The sequence below is a fragment of the Stenotrophomonas sp. TWI1183 genome (assembly GCF_039673115.1).
Lineage (GTDB): Bacteria > Pseudomonadota > Gammaproteobacteria > Xanthomonadales > Xanthomonadaceae > Stenotrophomonas > Stenotrophomonas maltophilia_AA.
In genome coordinates, this window is record NZ_JBDJKZ010000009.1 from 43396 (window position 1) to 57701 (window position 14306).

A 14306-nucleotide genomic window follows, 5' to 3' on the forward strand; every position below is an offset into this window, starting at 1 on the left:
ATACCCGCAGTTTGGCAATCATGGCTGTCAGCACGTTCGACGTTTTCAAGATCGGCATTGGCCCGAGTTCTTCGCACACCGTGGGACCGATGAAGGCTGCCGAACGTTTCGTGCACCGCTGGCTGCTCGATCCGGGCCACCTGCAGGACGTGGTGCGCATCCGCGCGGATGTCTACGGCTCGCTGGCGCTGACCGGCCGCGGCCATGGCACCGACAAGGCCGTGCTGCTCGGGCTGGAGGGCCAGCGCCCGAACCTGATCGACCCCGACATCATCCCGGAGACGCTCGAGCGCATCCGCAGCAGCAAGCGCATCCGCCTGATGGGGCAGCACGAGATCGCCTTCGACGAAAAGCGCGACCTGGGCCTGAACAAGCGCCAGAAGCTGCCGTACCACACCAACGGCATGCGCTTCACCGCCTATGGCGCCGATGAGCAGGTGATCGCCACGCGCGACTACTACTCCGTCGGCGGCGGCTTCGTGGTCAACCAGGACGATGCGGCCGATGACCGCATCGTGCCCGATGAAACCCCGCTGCCCTACCCCTTCAAGAGCGGCGACGAACTGCTCGCGCAGACTGCACGCAGCGGTCTGAGCATCGCCCAGATGATGTTCGAGAACGAGAAGTGCTGGCGCACCGAGGATGATATCCGCGACAGCCTGCGCGAAATCTGGAGCGCCATGCAGGCCTGCGTGGAGCGCGGGATCCGCCAGGAAGGCACCCTGCCCGGCGGCCTGCATGTCTCGCGCCGCGCACCGGCGTTGTACCGCGAACTGTCCTCCAAGCCGGAAGCGGCGATGCGCGATCCGTTGACCACGCTGGACTGGGTCAACCTGTACGCGCTGGCGGTGAACGAAGAAAACGCCGCCGGCGGCCGCGTGGTCACCGCGCCGACCAACGGCGCAGCCGGCGTACTGCCGGCGGTGCTGCACTATTTCGACCGCTTCTGCCCCGGCGCCAACGAACAGCGCGTGTTCGATTTCCTGCTGACCTCGGCGGCGATCGGCATTCTGTACAAGGAAAACGCCTCGATCTCCGGTGCCGAAGTCGGCTGCCAGGGCGAAGTGGGCGTGGCCTGCTCGATGGCGGCCGGCGGCCTGGTCGCCGCGCTGGGCGGCAACCCGAGCCAGATCGAGAACGCCGCCGAGATCGGCATGGAACACAACCTCGGCCTGACCTGCGACCCGATCGGTGGCCTGGTCCAGATCCCCTGCATCGAGCGCAATGCGATGGGCGCGGTCAAGGCGATCAACGCCTCGCGCATGGCGATGCGCGGCGATGGCAAGCACAAGGTGTCGCTGGATAAGGTCATCAAGACCATGCGCGACACCGGCCGCGACATGCAGGACAAGTACAAGGAAACCAGCCGCGGCGGGCTGGCGGTCAACGTCATCGAGTGCTGATCGACCGCCCCCGACGGTAGAGCCGACCTCGGGTCGGCCGCTGTCGTTCGCATCATCGGCCCGCCTGCACGGCCGCTCCGGTACAGTCAGGTCTTCCCTGTTCCGGAGACTGCCATGCGCATCCTGGCCGCCGCCCTGCTCGCCTGCCTGCCGCTGACCACTCTCGCCGCCGAGACGTACGGCCCGCGGCTGGAAGGCTTCGATTACCCATACCCGGTCAAGATCTTCCGCTTCGAGTCCCAGCGCCAGCCGCTGGAGATGGCCTACATCGACGTTCCTGCCGGTGGCAAAGGCTTCGCCGGGACGGTCGTGCTGCTGCATGGCAAGAACTTCTGCGCGGCCACCTGGAAGGACACCATCGCGGCACTGAGCGCGGCCAGCTACCGGGTGATCGCGCCGGACCAGGTCGGCTTCTGCAAATCGAGCAAGCCCGAGCGCTACCAGTACTCGTTCGGCCAGCTGGCGGCCAATACGGAAGCGCTGCTGGAGCACCTGGGCTATGGCGAAGGCAAGCTGCACATCGTCGGCCATTCAATGGGCGGCATGTTGGCGGCGCGCTTCGCGCTGATGTATCCCCAGCGATTGCTCAGCCTGTCGCTGGTCAACCCGATCGGCCTGGAAGACTGGAAGGCCAAGGGCGTGCCGTGGCGCAGCATCGATACCTGGTACGCGGGCGAGCTGAAGACCAGCTTCGACAGCATCAGGAAGTACCAGCTCGACGTCTATTACAACGGACAGTGGAAGCCCGAGTACGAGCAGTGGGTGCGCATGCAGTCGCGCATGTACGACGGCCCCGGCAAACAGGCGGTGGCGTGGAGCCAGGCGCTGACCTCGGACATGGTGTTCAACCAGCCGGTCGTTTATGAGTTGCCGACGCTGGCCGTGCCGACCACGTTGTTCATCGGCCAGACCGACCGCACCGCGATCGGCCGTGATCTGGCGCCACCGGCGCTGAAAGCGACGCTGGGCAATTACCCGGCGCTGGGCAAGGCGGCCGCCGCGGCGATTCCGGGCGCCACCCTGGTGACCTTCGAAGACCTCGGCCACTCGCCGCAGGTGCAGGATCCGGCCCGGTTCAATGCGGCATTGCTCAAGGCGCTCTCACAACACGACTGAGCCGACACCCCGGTAGTGCCACGCCATGCGTGGCAGCGGCCGTCCTCAGCGTTCTCCGCCGACGCAGCCAGCCCACCCTGGCGCTACCGTGTGCCTGGGTGGGATCGCGCGGCAATCAGCGCCGCACGATCGCCAGCACGTCGTCCAGCAACGCGGCGGCGGTGACGTCCGCCCCGGCGCCCGGCCCCTGGATCAGCAGCGGCTGGGCGTGATACCGGTCGCTGTGGATCGCCACCCGGTTGTCGGTCTGCGCGCCGCCGGCCAGCGGATGGTCGCGCGGCAGTACACGCAGCCCGACGGAGGCCCCGTCGTGATCGAAACCACCGACGAAACGTAGACACCCTGCTTGTTCCTGCGCCTGCTGCCAGTACGCCTGCAACGGTGCGTCCAGCAGTGAAAGCTGGCCCAACGCATCCGCCGGTGACTGCGCGGCGAGCGCCTCCGGTACCAGCGAGGCCACCTGTACCTGCTCGGCGCGCAGCGCGATGCCGCTGGCCCGCGCCAGGATCAGCAGTTTGCGACGCACGTCCTCGCCGGAGAGATCCACGCGCGGATCCGGCTCGGTGTAGCCGGCCTCGGCGGCCTCGCGCACCCACGCCGAAAACGGGCGCTGGCCATCGTAGTGATGGAACAGCCAGGCCAGCGAACCGGACAGTACGCCCTCCACGCGATGGATGCGGTCGCCACCGGCGACCAGCGCGCGCAGGCTGCTCAGCAGCGGCAGGCCTGCACCCACCGTTGCACTGTCGCCGTAATGCGCGGCACCCTGCTGTCCGCTGTCGGCGATGGCCTGGGCACGGGCCAGCTGCGCGCCCTGGCCGAGCTTGTTGGCGGTCACCACGTGGACGCCACGCGCCAGCCACTGTTCGTGCCAATTGGCTACGTCGTCACTGGCGGTCGCATCGACCACCACGTCGCCGCGCTGCAGGCCTTCGGCTTCCGCCCAGGGCTGCAGCGCCACCGCGCCGCGCTTCGCCAGGTTGGCCTGTGCAAGCTCGTGTGCGGGGGTCTGTTCGCAGGCCCGCGCCGTACGCGAATTGGCCAGCCACGAGAACGACGGCAGGGTGACGCCGCGGTCCTGCAGCGAGGCATAGCGCTGGACGAAGGCGGTGCCGACCGTCCCGGTGCCGAGCAGCGCCAGCTTTCGATGGGCGGCCAATGGCAGGGTCAGGACCGCGCTCATGCATCCACCTGTTTGCGCCGCTGCACGTCACGATGCTGATCGATCACCACCTGCGCGCGCTCCAGCCCGCCCTGCAGATCGGCCACCAGATCTTCCGGCGACTCGATGCCGACCGAGAGGCGCAGCAGCCCTTCGCTGATTCCGGCATGCGCACGCGCTTCCGGGGTCATCGCAGCGTGGGTCATGGTCGCCGGATGCGCGACCAGGCTCTCGACGCCGCCCAGCGACTCGGCCAGGGTGAAGCAGCGCAGGCCATCCACGAACGCGCGCACCGCCGCATGCGGATCCTCGCCCGGGCACGAGGCCAGTTCGAACGAGAGCATCGCGCCGAAACCGCTCTGCTGGCGGGCCGCGATGGCATGGCCGGGATGATCGGCCAGGCCGGGGTAGTACACGCTGGCGACCGCATCGCTGGCGGCCAGCAGCTCGACCACGGCCGCTGTATTTTCCTGGTGCGCACGCAGGCGCGCACCGAGCGTACGCAGGCCGCGCAACGTCAGGAACGCATCGAACGGCGAACCGGTCAGGCCGAGCGCGTTGGCCCACCACACCAGCTGTTCGTGCACTGCCGGATCGCGCGCGATCACCGCCCCGCCGACCACATCGCTGTGGCCGTTGATGTACTTGGTGGTGGAGTGCAGCACCAGATCGGCACCAAAGCTGATCGGCTGCTGCAGCGCCGGTGACAGGAAGGTGTTGTCGACCACCACCTTGGCACCGGCCTTGTGCGCGGCATCGATGACGAAGCGCAGGTCGGTGATGCGCAGCAGCGGGTTGGACGGGGTTTCGATCAACACCAGCGTGGGCGACTGCGCCAGCGCGTCGGCCAGCGAGCGCGGGTCGGTCAGGTCGGCGGTGATCAGGCCGAAGTGACCCTTCTTGGCCAGTGCGTTGAACAGGCGCCAGCTGCCGCCGTACGCATCGTGCGGCACCACCAGCGTATCGCCGGGCTCCAGCAGCGCATTGAGCACCAGGTTGATCGCGCCCATGCCGGTGGAGGTGATTACCCCGCCCGCGCCGCCTTCCAGTTCGGCCAGCGCTTCACCGAGCAGGTCCCGGGTCGGGTTGCCGCTGCGCGTGTAGTCGTACTGGCGTTTGTTGCCGAAGCCATCGAAGCTGAAGTTCGAGGACAGCACGATCGGCGGGGTCACCGCGCCGTGGGCGGTGTCACGGTCGATGCCGGCACGCACGGCGGCGGTGACGCGGCTACAGGACGGCTCGGTACCAGCGGAACGGCTCATGCGGTTTCTCCGGGGGATCGAAAAGCGGTGGCGAGGATCGCGTCGATGCGATCGGTTTCTTTCAGGAAGGCGTCGTGGCCATACGGCGAGCGCAGCACGCGCAGGCTGCCGCGCGGGCCCAGCCCTTCGACCAGGCCGACACAGTCAGCCAGCGGGACCAGGCGGTCACCCTCCACGGCAACGACGACGGTCGGCACCGGGATGGCGGCCGGGTCGATGCGATGCAGGTCGATCGATTCGGACAGGCGCAGGTAGGCATCGACCGGGGTGCGGGCGACGTACTGCGCACCGGCGGCATCCAGATAGTCTTCGGCGGCAACGCGCACGCGGCCGTTGACCACTTCCGGCGCGGCGTCGAAGCGTTCGCCGAATTCTTCCGGCGTGCGGTAGCTGAGCATGGCGAACTGGCGCGCCAGCGACAGCCCGTGGCTCTCGGCGCACTGAAGCTGGCCGAGCGCAACCGCACGGCGCTGCAGCGCACGCCAAGCCGCGGCATACGGATGCGGGCGATGCGCACCGCTCACCGCGATCAGCTTCTGCACGCGCTGGCGGTGACGGATCGCGAACTGCTGGCCGACCAGCGCGCCGTAGGAGTAGCCGACGAAGCACTGCAGGCGGGCGATGCCGAGATGATCCAGCAGCAGGGCCAGCGCATCGGCCTGGTCGGCGGTATCGATCGGCAGGTCGAGCGCGCCGTCGGCGCCGATGAAATCGAACGCCAGGATGCGCAGCGAGGCCGGATCCAGCGCGCGGCCCGCGGCGACCAGGCCTTCGGCCCAGCCCTTTTCGGGGAATTCGGCATTGGCCGCCACGTGGCGATGCGCGGAGATGCCGCCGGCCAGCACCACCACCGGCGCATCGGCGCGACCGACGCATTCGTAGCGCAGGCGCACCGGCCGCGGCCCGCCGTGACGCATCGACAGCACCGCCGCGATATCGCCGCGCACGGCGTTCAGCCCGGCGTCGACGGGGACGCTGAGCGGTGCGAAAGAGTCGGTGGCGACAGGGGCGGCGGTGGCGAAACGCATGGCGGTATCCAAAAGTAGGAGTCGGCCATCGAGCTTTCGCGGAGCTCGCGTTCGAAGCGCACGCACGGTGCACGGTTCGAACCATCTTTCGGAAGACACCAACGGTCTCCGCAGGATTTGGCACCTACGCAGGTCGCTTTCGCGTCTGCGGGCTGCCCCGGCTTCAAAGGGCCTGTCCCTCTGCCGGTCTCGATGGTGGAGCCACGATGCCAGTGCTTCCGGGTCATGTCAATCCCTTCATCGGCATGAAGCGATATATATTCCAGATGATCATCAGTCACGCATACTCGGGGCACCTTCCCAATCGGCCAGAGCCTTGCGCTGCCTACGTCTGCCCACCCTGATCCTCGTCCTGGCCCCGGCGCTGAACGCCGGTGCCGCGCCGGCCAGTGACTGGCGCAACGGCTGGCGGATCGACCGCCCGGCGAAAACCAGCCCTGCCCGTCCCGCCCCGGTGGCGGCAGCGCCCGGCCTCGCCGTGCTGACCCTGGAAGGCGCCGGCGAGCGCTGGCAGGCGCGGGTCGACAACCGTCTGGCCGGTCCGGTCCAGGTCTCGGTGCGGCCCGCCGCAGGCACCCCGGCGATGCCGGGTCTGCCCCTGCAGACAGTGATCGCCGGCGCGGCCAGCGTGGTGGTCACCCGCCTGCAGCCACCCGCCGGTGCGACCGCGATCCGGCTGGACATGATCGCCGTCCCGGGGGATCCGGCCGCGCGCCCACGCGATGTGGCCTATCTGCTCCCCTTCGATGCCGCCCGCATCCAGGTCAGCCAGGCGCCGCAAGGGCAATACAGCCACACCGACCCGGAGAACCGCGACGCCATCGACTTCGCGCTGCCCGAAGGCAGCCCCGTGCTCGCGGCGCGGGCCGGCACCGTCATGCAGGTCCAGGACGGGTACCAGGGCAATGGCCAGGACCGCGACCACGATCTGGGCCGGGCCAACCTGGTGCGGGTGCTGCATGAGGACGGCAGCATGGCCGTGTACGCCCATCTGCAGCACAACGGCGTGCTGGTGCGCCCGGGCGAGCAGGTCCAGGCGGGGCAACGCATCGGGCTGTCGGGCAATACCGGCTACAGCGCGGCCCCGCATCTGCACTTCGCGGTCCAGGTCAATGCGGGCATGCGGCTGCGCTCGATCCCGGCCCGCATCGTCAGCCCGCAGGGCGAGCTGCGCTTCGCCCGGACCATGGACGAGGCTGGCGCATCCGCCCTGCCCTGACCCCGGCCACGCCCGCCCCCGCTATACTGAGCGGCTTATCTCCATGAAAAGCGCCCCGGGCGGGCGCGTCACGCCATGTCCGAAGTCGCTACCGAAGCTGCGCGCCGCCGCACCTTCGCCATCATTTCCCATCCTGACGCCGGCAAGACCACGCTGACCGAAAAGCTGCTGCTGTTCGGCGGTGCGATCCAGATGGCCGGTTCGGTCAAGGGTCGCAAGGCCGCGCGTCATGCGACCTCCGACTGGATGGCGCTGGAAAAGGAGCGCGGGATCTCGGTCACCTCCTCGGTGATGCAGTTCCCGTACGAAGGCAAGATCGTCAACCTGCTCGACACCCCCGGCCACGCCGACTTCGGCGAGGACACCTACCGCGTGCTCACCGCGGTGGACTCGGCGCTGATGGTGATCGACGTGGCCAAGGGCGTGGAAGAGCGCACCATCAAGCTGATGGAAGTGTGCCGCCTGCGCGACACCCCGATCATGACCTTCATCAACAAGCTCGATCGCGAGGGCAAGGAGCCCATCGACCTGCTGGATGAAGTGGAAAGCGTGCTCGGCATCCAGTGCGCGCCCGTCACCTGGCCGATCGGCATGGGCCAACGCCTGAAGGGCGTGGTGCATCTGATCAGCGGTGAGGTGCACCTGTACGAGCAGGGCCGCAACTTCACCCGCCAGGATTCGACCATCTTCCCGTCGATCGATTCGCCGGGGCTGGCCGAGAAGATCGGCGAGCGCATGCTGGCCGACCTGCGCGACGAGCTGGAACTGGTGCAGGGCGCCAGTCATCCGTTCGACGTGGAGGCCTACCTGGCCGGCAAGCAGACCCCGGTGTTCTTCGGCTCGGGCGTGAACAACTTCGGCGTGCAGCCGCTGCTGGACTTCTTCGTCGAGCATGCGCCGTCGCCGCAGCCGCGTGCGACCACCGGCCGCGTCATCGCGCCGCAGGAAAACAAGCTGACCGGCTTCGTGTTCAAGATCCAGGCGAACATGGACCCGCAGCACCGCGACCGCGTGGCGTTCATGCGGGTGTGCTCGGGCCGTTTCGTGGCCGGCATGAAGACCTTCCATGTGCGCACCGGCAAGGAAATGAAGCTGGCCAATGCGCTGACCTTCATGGCCAGCGATCGCGAGATCGCCGCCGAAGCGTGGCCGGGCGATGTGATCGGCATCCACAACCACGGCACGATCTCCATCGGTGACACCTTCACCGAGGGCGAAGCCGTCAGCTTCACCGGCATTCCGAACTTCGCGCCGGAACTGTTCCGCCGCGCACGCCTGCGCGATCCGCTGAAGCTCAAGCAGCTGCAGAAGGGCCTGGCACAGCTGTCCGAAGAAGGCGCGACGCAGTTCTTCCGCCCGTTGATGAGCAACGACCTGATCCTGGGCGCCGTGGGTGTGCTGCAGTTCGACGTGGCCGCCTACCGCCTGAAGGACGAGTACGGCGTGGAAGCGACCTTCGAGCCGGTCAGCGTGACCACGGCACGCTGGGTGACCTGCAGCAACGAGAAGAAGCTGGAGGAGTTCCGCGAGAAGAACGCGGGCAACCTCAGCATCGATGCCGCCGGCCAGCTGGTGTACCTGGCACCGACGCGGGTCAATCTGCAGCTGGCGCAGGAACGCGCGCCGGACGTGCGCTTCGCGGCCACGCGCGAAGCCGCGCACAGCGTGTCGGTCAGCTGATCCTTCGCCGATCTGTCGGCTGAACGGCCGCGCGTGCATGCGCGGCCCATCTTGGCGATGATAGGGGGGAGCGGGCTCCCCCTCCCCGCACATCCGATCATCGCCATGACCTCTGTCGTTTCCGTTCGAGAAGAAATCGCCAGCGCCTTGACCCACGGGCTTGGCGCCGTCGCTGCCCTGGCTGGCAGCGCTGTGTTGATCACGTTGGCCGCCATCTATGGCGACGGCTGGCAGTTGGCCAGCGCGATCGTGTTCGGGGTGGCCCTGCTGCTGTTGTATACCGCCTCGACGCTCTATCACGCGATCCAGCATCCGGTCGCGAAGGGCCGGCTGAAGGTGTTCGATCACTGTGCGATCTATCTGTTGATCGCCGGTACGTATACGCCGTTCACGCTGATCGGGCTGCGCGGGGGTCCGTGGGGCTGGGGGATGTTCACGGCGATCTGGGCGCTGGCGTTGTTCGGGGTGGTGTTCAAGTTGTTCTATACGGGCCGTTTCAAGCTGTTGTCGACGATCATCTATATCGCGATGGGCTGGATGGTGATGGTGGCGATCAAGCCGATGTGGCATTCGCTGGATGCGTGGACGCTGGGCTGGTTGTTGGCCGGCGGGGTGTTCTATACGTTGGGGACGGTGTTCTATCACCGGGAGTCGGTGCCGTATTCGCATGCGATCTGGCATCTGTTCGTGATCGGCGGGAGTGTGTGCCACTTCGTTGCGGTGACTGCGCAGATTCTTTGAGTGCTGTTTTCTTGCCGGTAAGGCAGCGGCGACGGCAACGGCAACGGCAGCGGCAGCAACAGCAGCAGCAAGAGCGGCTCGGGCTTCAGGGATGCGCCAGGCTGGGTCGGCACGGGTGGGTTGGCGGGACACGCCGTGAATCCGTCCATGGAGGCTCATGTCGCGCCATCCATGGCGCTCATGGTCCCGCCAACCCACCCGCACCGCCCCGCTCTCGGTTGGCTGGTGCGCATGGAAAGATCAACGGCATTGCCTGTCTGGTCCGGCGGTGTCCGATCCATGCCACGCCGGGGTGGGAGCGGGCAATCCTCCGGCCGCCCTGACACTACGCTTACCAATGCTTCGCGTTGTCTGCACGATGCAAGGACAACCATGGGGATGTGAATACTGTCCCGTCCCCTGCTCCGTCCGATGCTCCTTCCCGTTCCCGCTGGCGCTGGCGTCGTCCCGGCAAGCGGGGGCAGCGGTGGTTGGCCATTCTGGTGTTCCTGTTTGCGGCGCTGTTGATCCTGATCGCGCTGTGGGATTGGAATTGGTTCAAGGGGCCGGTGGAGCGGGCGGTGCAGGCGAAGACCGGGCGTGAGTTCCATATCACCGGCGATCTGGATGTCGATCTCGGTCGGGTCACGACGGTGCGCGGTGATGGGCTGACGTTTGCCAATGCGACGTGGGCCAAGCAGCCGCAGATGGCGACGGCGGATCGTGCGGAGATCGATCTGCGGGTGTGGCCGCTGCTGCGGGGGCAAGTGCGGATTCCGGAAATCCGGCTGACGCGGCCGGACCTGCTGCTGGAGACGGCGCCGGACAAGAATCAGCCGGGCAACTGGGATTTCCTTGGCCCCAGCGATGGCGATCCGCCGGTGCTGCAGCGGTTGCTGATCGAGGATGGCCGCCTGCAGTTCCAGGACGCGGCAGGCAGGACGGATGTGCTGGTCTCGCTCAACAGCGGCAAGCCGCGTGATCGCGACAGTGGTCCGCCGCTGTTCGTGAAGGGCAAAGGGCGCTGGCAGGGCAATGCGTTCTCGCTGGATGGCAATACCGAGTCACCGCTGGAGCTGACCAATACCGGGCATCCGTTCCGCATCCATCTGGATGGGCGCGCCGGGAATACGCATGCGATCGCGAGCGGCACGCTGACCAATCCGTTCCAGCTGCGGGTGTTCGATCTGGAGCTGATGCTCAGCGGCCAGGACATGGAGGATCTGTTCCCGCTGATCGGGATCGCGATTCCGTCGACGCCGCCGTACCGGCTCAAGGGGCGGTTGAAGCGGGACAACGCGATCTGGCGCTACGAGAATTTCACCGGCACGGCCGGCGACAGCGATCTGGGCGGTACCGCGCAGATCGACGTGAGTGGCGAACGGCCGTTCCTGAAGGCGGATCTGGTGTCCAAGCGGTTGGACTTCGACGATCTGGCCGGCTTCATCGGCGCGCCACCGAAGACCGGCGCCGGGGAGTCGGCCAATGCCGAGCAGAAAGCGAAGGCCGCCGAGCTGGCCGCGCGCACCAAGGTGCTGCCGGATACGCCGTACAACCTCTCCAAGCTGCGCGCGATGGATGCCGATGTGCGCTGGAAGGCGCAGCGGATCAATTCGCCGACGCTGCCGCTGGATGACATGGATGCCCACCTCAAGCTCGACGATGGCCTGCTGCTTCTGGAGCCGCTGAACTTCGGCGTGGCCGGTGGCGATATCCGCAGCACGATCCGGATGGATGCGCGCAAACAGGCGATCTCCACGCAGCTGCAGGCGACCATCCGCAAGGTGCAGCTGGGCAGACTGTTCCCGGATGCGAAGCTGGCCGAGCAGGCATCGGGCGGCATCAGTGGGGATGTCAAACTGATGGGCCAGGGCAACTCGATCGCCGCGATGCTGGGCAGTTCCGATGGCACGGTGGCGGTCGGCATCGGCCGCGGGCACGTCGGCAATCTGATCATGGAACTGGCCGGCCTGGATGTCGCCGAATCGGTGAAGTTCCTGTTCACCGGCGACAAGCAGATTCCGCTGCGCTGCGCGTGGGGCGACTTCGGCGTGGAGAACGGGGTGATGCAATCGCGGTCGCTCGCCTTCGATACCACCGATACCCTGATCCTCGGCGAGGGCAAAGTGGATCTGAAACAGGAACAGCTGGACCTGCTGCTGCGTCCGCGCCCGAAGGACATGAGCATCCTGGCACTGCGCTCGCCGCTGCGCATCGGCGGCACCTTCAAGGATCCCGCGTTCCGCCCGGACTTCAAGGCCTTGGGCATCCGCGGGGCGATCGCCCTGGCGCTGGGCAGCATCGCGCCGCCGGCGGCGCTGCTGGCCACGATCGAAACCGGCCCGGGGGAGGACAGCAACTGCGGCGGCCGCTACGCCAAGTAAGCGTGGACGCACGGGCAGGGACCGACGCAGGGTCGGCCTGCCCTGCCGCACGGAGGCCCGCTCACCCAGCGACGATGTACTGCTGCAGCTGATCCAGTTTCTGCGCCTGTTCGTCGATCACCGACTTGACCAGATCGCCGATCGAAATCACGCCGAGCACGCCCGTGCCATCGACCACCGGCAGGTGGCGGATGCGGTAATCGGTCACCAGTTGCAGGCAGTGTTCCACCTGTTCGCCAGGGGCGACGGTCACTACCTTGGGCGTCATGATCTCGCGCACTTCGGTCGTCCTTGAGGAGCGCTCGTGCAGCACGATCTTCCGCGCGTAATCGCGCTCGGAAAGGATGCCGACCAGCTGCCGGCCCTCCATCACCAGCACCGCGCCGATGCCTTTTTCGGCCATCAGCCGGATCGCGTCGATCACCGCCGACGTCGGCGCGACGGCGAATACCTCAGGGGACTTGCCTTCCAACAGCTGTCGTACCGTGGTCATCTCGCTGCTCTCCACCGATGGGATGCACGGCCGAGTCTGCCACGAACGGTGGTTGCCAGGTGTCAATCAGGTACAGCGGGCGCTGCTTGGATTCCTCATACAGCCGGCCCAGGTATTCACCGATCAGGCCCAGCGCGATCAGCTGGATGCCGCCCAGGAACAGGATCACCGCCATCATCGTCGGCCAGCCGGCGACGCGGTCGCCGTACAGGGCCGCCTTGGACACGACCACCAACGCGAAGAGGAACGCGAACGTCGCCGCCGCCAGCCCCAGGTAAGTGGTCACGCGCAGCGGCGCGGTCGAGAATCCGGTGATGCCTTCCAGGGCGAAGTTCCACAGCCGCCAGAAACCGAACTTGCTCTCGCCGACCAGCCGCGCGTGGCGATGGTAGGGCAAGGCCCTGCGGCGGAAGCCGACCCAGCCGAACAGCCCTTTCATGAACCGGTGACGCTCACGCAGCTGGCCCAGCGCCTGCAGCGCGCGCGGCGACAACAGCCGGAAATCGCCGGTATCGGCCGGGATCGGAGTCTTGGACAGGCGCCCGATCACCCGGTAGAAGACCTTGGCCGTCGACCGTTTGAGCCAGCTTTCGCCATCGCGCACCAGGCGCGTGCCATACACGTTGTCGTAGCCCTGCTGCCACAACGCGACGAACTCGGGAATCAGTTCGGGCGGATCCTGGCCGTCGGCGTCGAGGATCATCACCGCGCCCTCGTCGACCAGATCCAGCCCGGCCGTGAGCGCGGCCTCCTTGCCGAAGTTGCGCGACAGCCGCAGAACGCCGACGCAGGCATCGGCGTCGGCCAAGCCCTGCATCACCGCCCAGGTGGTATCGGTGCTGCCGTCATCCACGTACAGCACGCGGCCGTCGATGCCCTCCAGCCCATCGAGCACCGCGCGCAGCCGCGGGTGCAGCATCGGCAGGGCCAGTGCTTCGTTGTGGGCGGCGACGACGACGGTCAGGCGAGGGCTGTTCATGCGGCGATTGTAGCGTCAGGCAATCACGTACATGAATGCTCAGTCCCGGTCGAGGTAGGCATCCCCGCCCAGCTGCCGCGCCTGTCGCTGGATCCATGCCGCGCGGCGCTGCACGTACGGTCCGGGCTTGGCCGCGCTGTAACGCCGGGGCGATGGCAGCACCGCCGCCAGCCGCGCGCTTTCGGCCGGGCTCAGCCGGGACGCGTCCTTGTTCCAGTACTGCCGCGACGCGGCCTGCGCGCCATAGATGCCATCGCCGAACTCGGCGATGTTGGCGTACATCTCCAGGATGCGGGACTTGGGCCACAGCGCTTCGATCAACACCGTGTACCAGACCTCCAGTCCCTTGCGGATCCAGCTGCGTCCCTGCCACAGGAACAGGTTCTTGGCGACCTGCTGGCTGATCGTGCTGGCGCCGCGCAGGCGACCGCCGCGCGCATTGTGGTCGCGCGCCTTCTCGATCGCCTGCAGGTCGAAGCCGTTGTGTTCCGGGAAGCGCTGGTCCTCGGCGGCCACCAGCGAAATGGGCAGGCTCGGCGCCATCTGCTCCAGGTCGCGCCACTGGTAGTGCAGGCGGTAGCTCCAGTCGCCCTGCCCCAGCGCCTCGCCGTAACGCCACAGCATCACGCTGGAGACGGGCGGATCGATGACGCGCAGGGCCAGTACCTGCAGCACGCTGAACCCGACGAACAGGACCGGCAGCCACAGCAGGCGCTTCCAGTGCCAGCGGCGTGGACGTGATGGTTCCAGGTCCGGTTCGACCTTGAGGTTGCTGCGCTCTGCCCCCATTACTGGTGCATCCTTTACTTGCACGGTGGTCGGCGCATTATCCGGCAACCGGCACTCCTTTCGCGCAGCCA

Annotated in this window: 12 protein-coding genes and 1 riboswitch; of the genes, 6 read left to right on the plus strand and 6 right to left on the minus strand. The window is 67.3% G+C overall.

All coding sequences use genetic code 11. The annotated features are described in order from the left end of the window. Positions 1-20: 20 nt before the first annotated feature. Both ABE434_RS10435 and ABE434_RS10440 read left to right on the plus strand, forming a co-directional pair. Entirely contained in the window at positions 21-1403 is a 1383-nt protein-coding gene (locus tag ABE434_RS10435) for an L-serine ammonia-lyase (protein ID WP_346478776.1), read from the plus strand. Positions 1404-1517: 114 nt separating this feature from the next. Then, positions 1518-2519, plus strand: coding sequence for an alpha/beta hydrolase (locus tag ABE434_RS10440; RefSeq protein ID WP_346478777.1), 1002 nt, complete (start codon positions 1518-1520; stop codon positions 2517-2519). A 115-nt stretch (positions 2520-2634) separates the two neighbouring features. On the opposite strand, the gene ABE434_RS10445 is transcribed toward ABE434_RS10440, so the two are convergent. The 3 genes from ABE434_RS10445 to ABE434_RS10455 are packed head-to-tail and all read right to left on the minus strand — an operon-like array spanning position 2635 to position 5971. After that, the gene (locus tag ABE434_RS10445; RefSeq protein WP_346478778.1) at positions 2635-3702 is read right to left on the minus strand and encodes a homoserine dehydrogenase; all 1068 of its coding nucleotides are present in this window, start codon (positions 3700-3702) and stop codon (positions 2635-2637) included. After that, on the minus strand, positions 3699-4943 hold the full coding sequence (locus tag ABE434_RS10450; RefSeq protein ID WP_346478779.1) for an O-succinylhomoserine (thiol)-lyase: 1245 nt from the start codon (positions 4941-4943) through the stop codon (positions 3699-3701). The genes ABE434_RS10445 and ABE434_RS10450 overlap by 4 nt, the downstream gene beginning before the upstream one ends. After that, complete coding sequence (locus ABE434_RS10455) at positions 4940-5971, minus strand: homoserine O-succinyltransferase (RefSeq protein WP_346478780.1); 1032 nt, start codon at positions 5969-5971, stop codon at positions 4940-4942. Before ABE434_RS10455 ends, ABE434_RS10450 begins: the two co-directional genes overlap by 4 nt. A 78-nt stretch (positions 5972-6049) precedes the next feature. Further along, positions 6050-6170, minus strand: a riboswitch (SAM riboswitch). 117 nt (positions 6171-6287) lie between these two features. On the opposite strand from ABE434_RS10455, the gene ABE434_RS10460 reads away from it, so the two are divergent. From ABE434_RS10460 to ABE434_RS10475, 4 genes are all read left to right on the plus strand, one after another. Next, positions 6288-7190: a M23 family metallopeptidase gene (locus tag ABE434_RS10460; RefSeq protein ID WP_346478781.1), complete on the plus strand. Its 903-nt coding sequence runs from the start codon at positions 6288-6290 to the stop codon at positions 7188-7190. A gap of 75 nt (positions 7191-7265) precedes the next feature. After that, the gene (locus ABE434_RS10465; protein ID WP_123730457.1) at positions 7266-8870 is read left to right on the plus strand and encodes a peptide chain release factor 3; all 1605 of its coding nucleotides are present in this window, start codon (positions 7266-7268) and stop codon (positions 8868-8870) included. Positions 8871-8969: 99 nt separating this feature from the next. Next, positions 8970-9611 (plus strand): hemolysin III family protein, encoded by a 642-nt coding sequence (locus ABE434_RS10470; protein ID WP_172407499.1) that lies wholly within the window; start codon positions 8970-8972, stop codon positions 9609-9611. 380 nt (positions 9612-9991) lie between these two features. Beyond that, the gene (locus ABE434_RS10475) at positions 9992-11974 is read left to right on the plus strand and encodes an AsmA family protein (RefSeq protein ID WP_346478782.1); all 1983 of its coding nucleotides are present in this window, start codon (positions 9992-9994) and stop codon (positions 11972-11974) included. A 61-nt stretch (positions 11975-12035) separates the two neighbouring features. Here ABE434_RS10475 and ABE434_RS10480 read toward each other — a convergent pair whose 3' ends face one another. The 3 genes from ABE434_RS10480 to mtgA are packed head-to-tail and all read right to left on the minus strand — an operon-like array spanning position 12036 to position 14235. Continuing rightward, positions 12036-12467, minus strand: a complete 432-nt coding sequence (locus ABE434_RS10480) for a CBS domain-containing protein (protein WP_123730455.1) — start codon at positions 12465-12467, stop codon at positions 12036-12038. Beyond that, a complete protein-coding gene (locus tag ABE434_RS10485; RefSeq protein WP_346478783.1) occupies positions 12427-13446 on the minus strand; it encodes a glycosyltransferase family 2 protein in 1020 nt (339 codons plus the stop codon). The genes ABE434_RS10480 and ABE434_RS10485 overlap by 41 nt, the downstream gene beginning before the upstream one ends. A gap of 39 nt (positions 13447-13485) precedes the next feature. Continuing rightward, positions 13486-14235, minus strand: coding sequence for a monofunctional biosynthetic peptidoglycan transglycosylase (gene mtgA, locus ABE434_RS10490; RefSeq protein ID WP_346478784.1), 750 nt, complete (start codon positions 14233-14235; stop codon positions 13486-13488). Positions 14236-14306 lie beyond the last annotated feature (71 nt).

Bases quoted from the DNA above. Each gene is read 5' to 3' on its own strand.
- ABE434_RS10485 (WP_346478783.1), bottom strand. From the start codon at position 13,446: ATGAACAGCCCTCGCCTGACCGTCGTCGTCGCCGCCCACAACGAAGCA.
- ABE434_RS10445 (WP_346478778.1), bottom strand. From the start codon at position 3,702: ATGAGCGCGGTCCTGACCCTGCCATTGGCCGCCCATCGAAAGCTGGCG.
- ABE434_RS10465 (WP_123730457.1), top strand. From the start codon at position 7,266: ATGTCCGAAGTCGCTACCGAAGCTGCGCGCCGCCGCACCTTCGCCATC.
- ABE434_RS10450 (WP_346478779.1), bottom strand. From the start codon at position 4,943: ATGAGCCGTTCCGCTGGTACCGAGCCGTCCTGTAGCCGCGTCACCGCC.
- mtgA (WP_346478784.1), bottom strand. From the start codon at position 14,235: ATGGGGGCAGAGCGCAGCAACCTCAAGGTCGAACCGGACCTGGAACCA.
- ABE434_RS10455 (WP_346478780.1), bottom strand. From the start codon at position 5,971: ATGCGTTTCGCCACCGCCGCCCCTGTCGCCACCGACTCTTTCGCACCG.
- ABE434_RS10480 (WP_123730455.1), bottom strand. From the start codon at position 12,467: ATGACCACGGTACGACAGCTGTTGGAAGGCAAGTCCCCTGAGGTATTC.
- ABE434_RS10435 (WP_346478776.1), top strand. From the start codon at position 21: ATGGCTGTCAGCACGTTCGACGTTTTCAAGATCGGCATTGGCCCGAGT.
- ABE434_RS10440 (WP_346478777.1), top strand. From the start codon at position 1,518: ATGCGCATCCTGGCCGCCGCCCTGCTCGCCTGCCTGCCGCTGACCACT.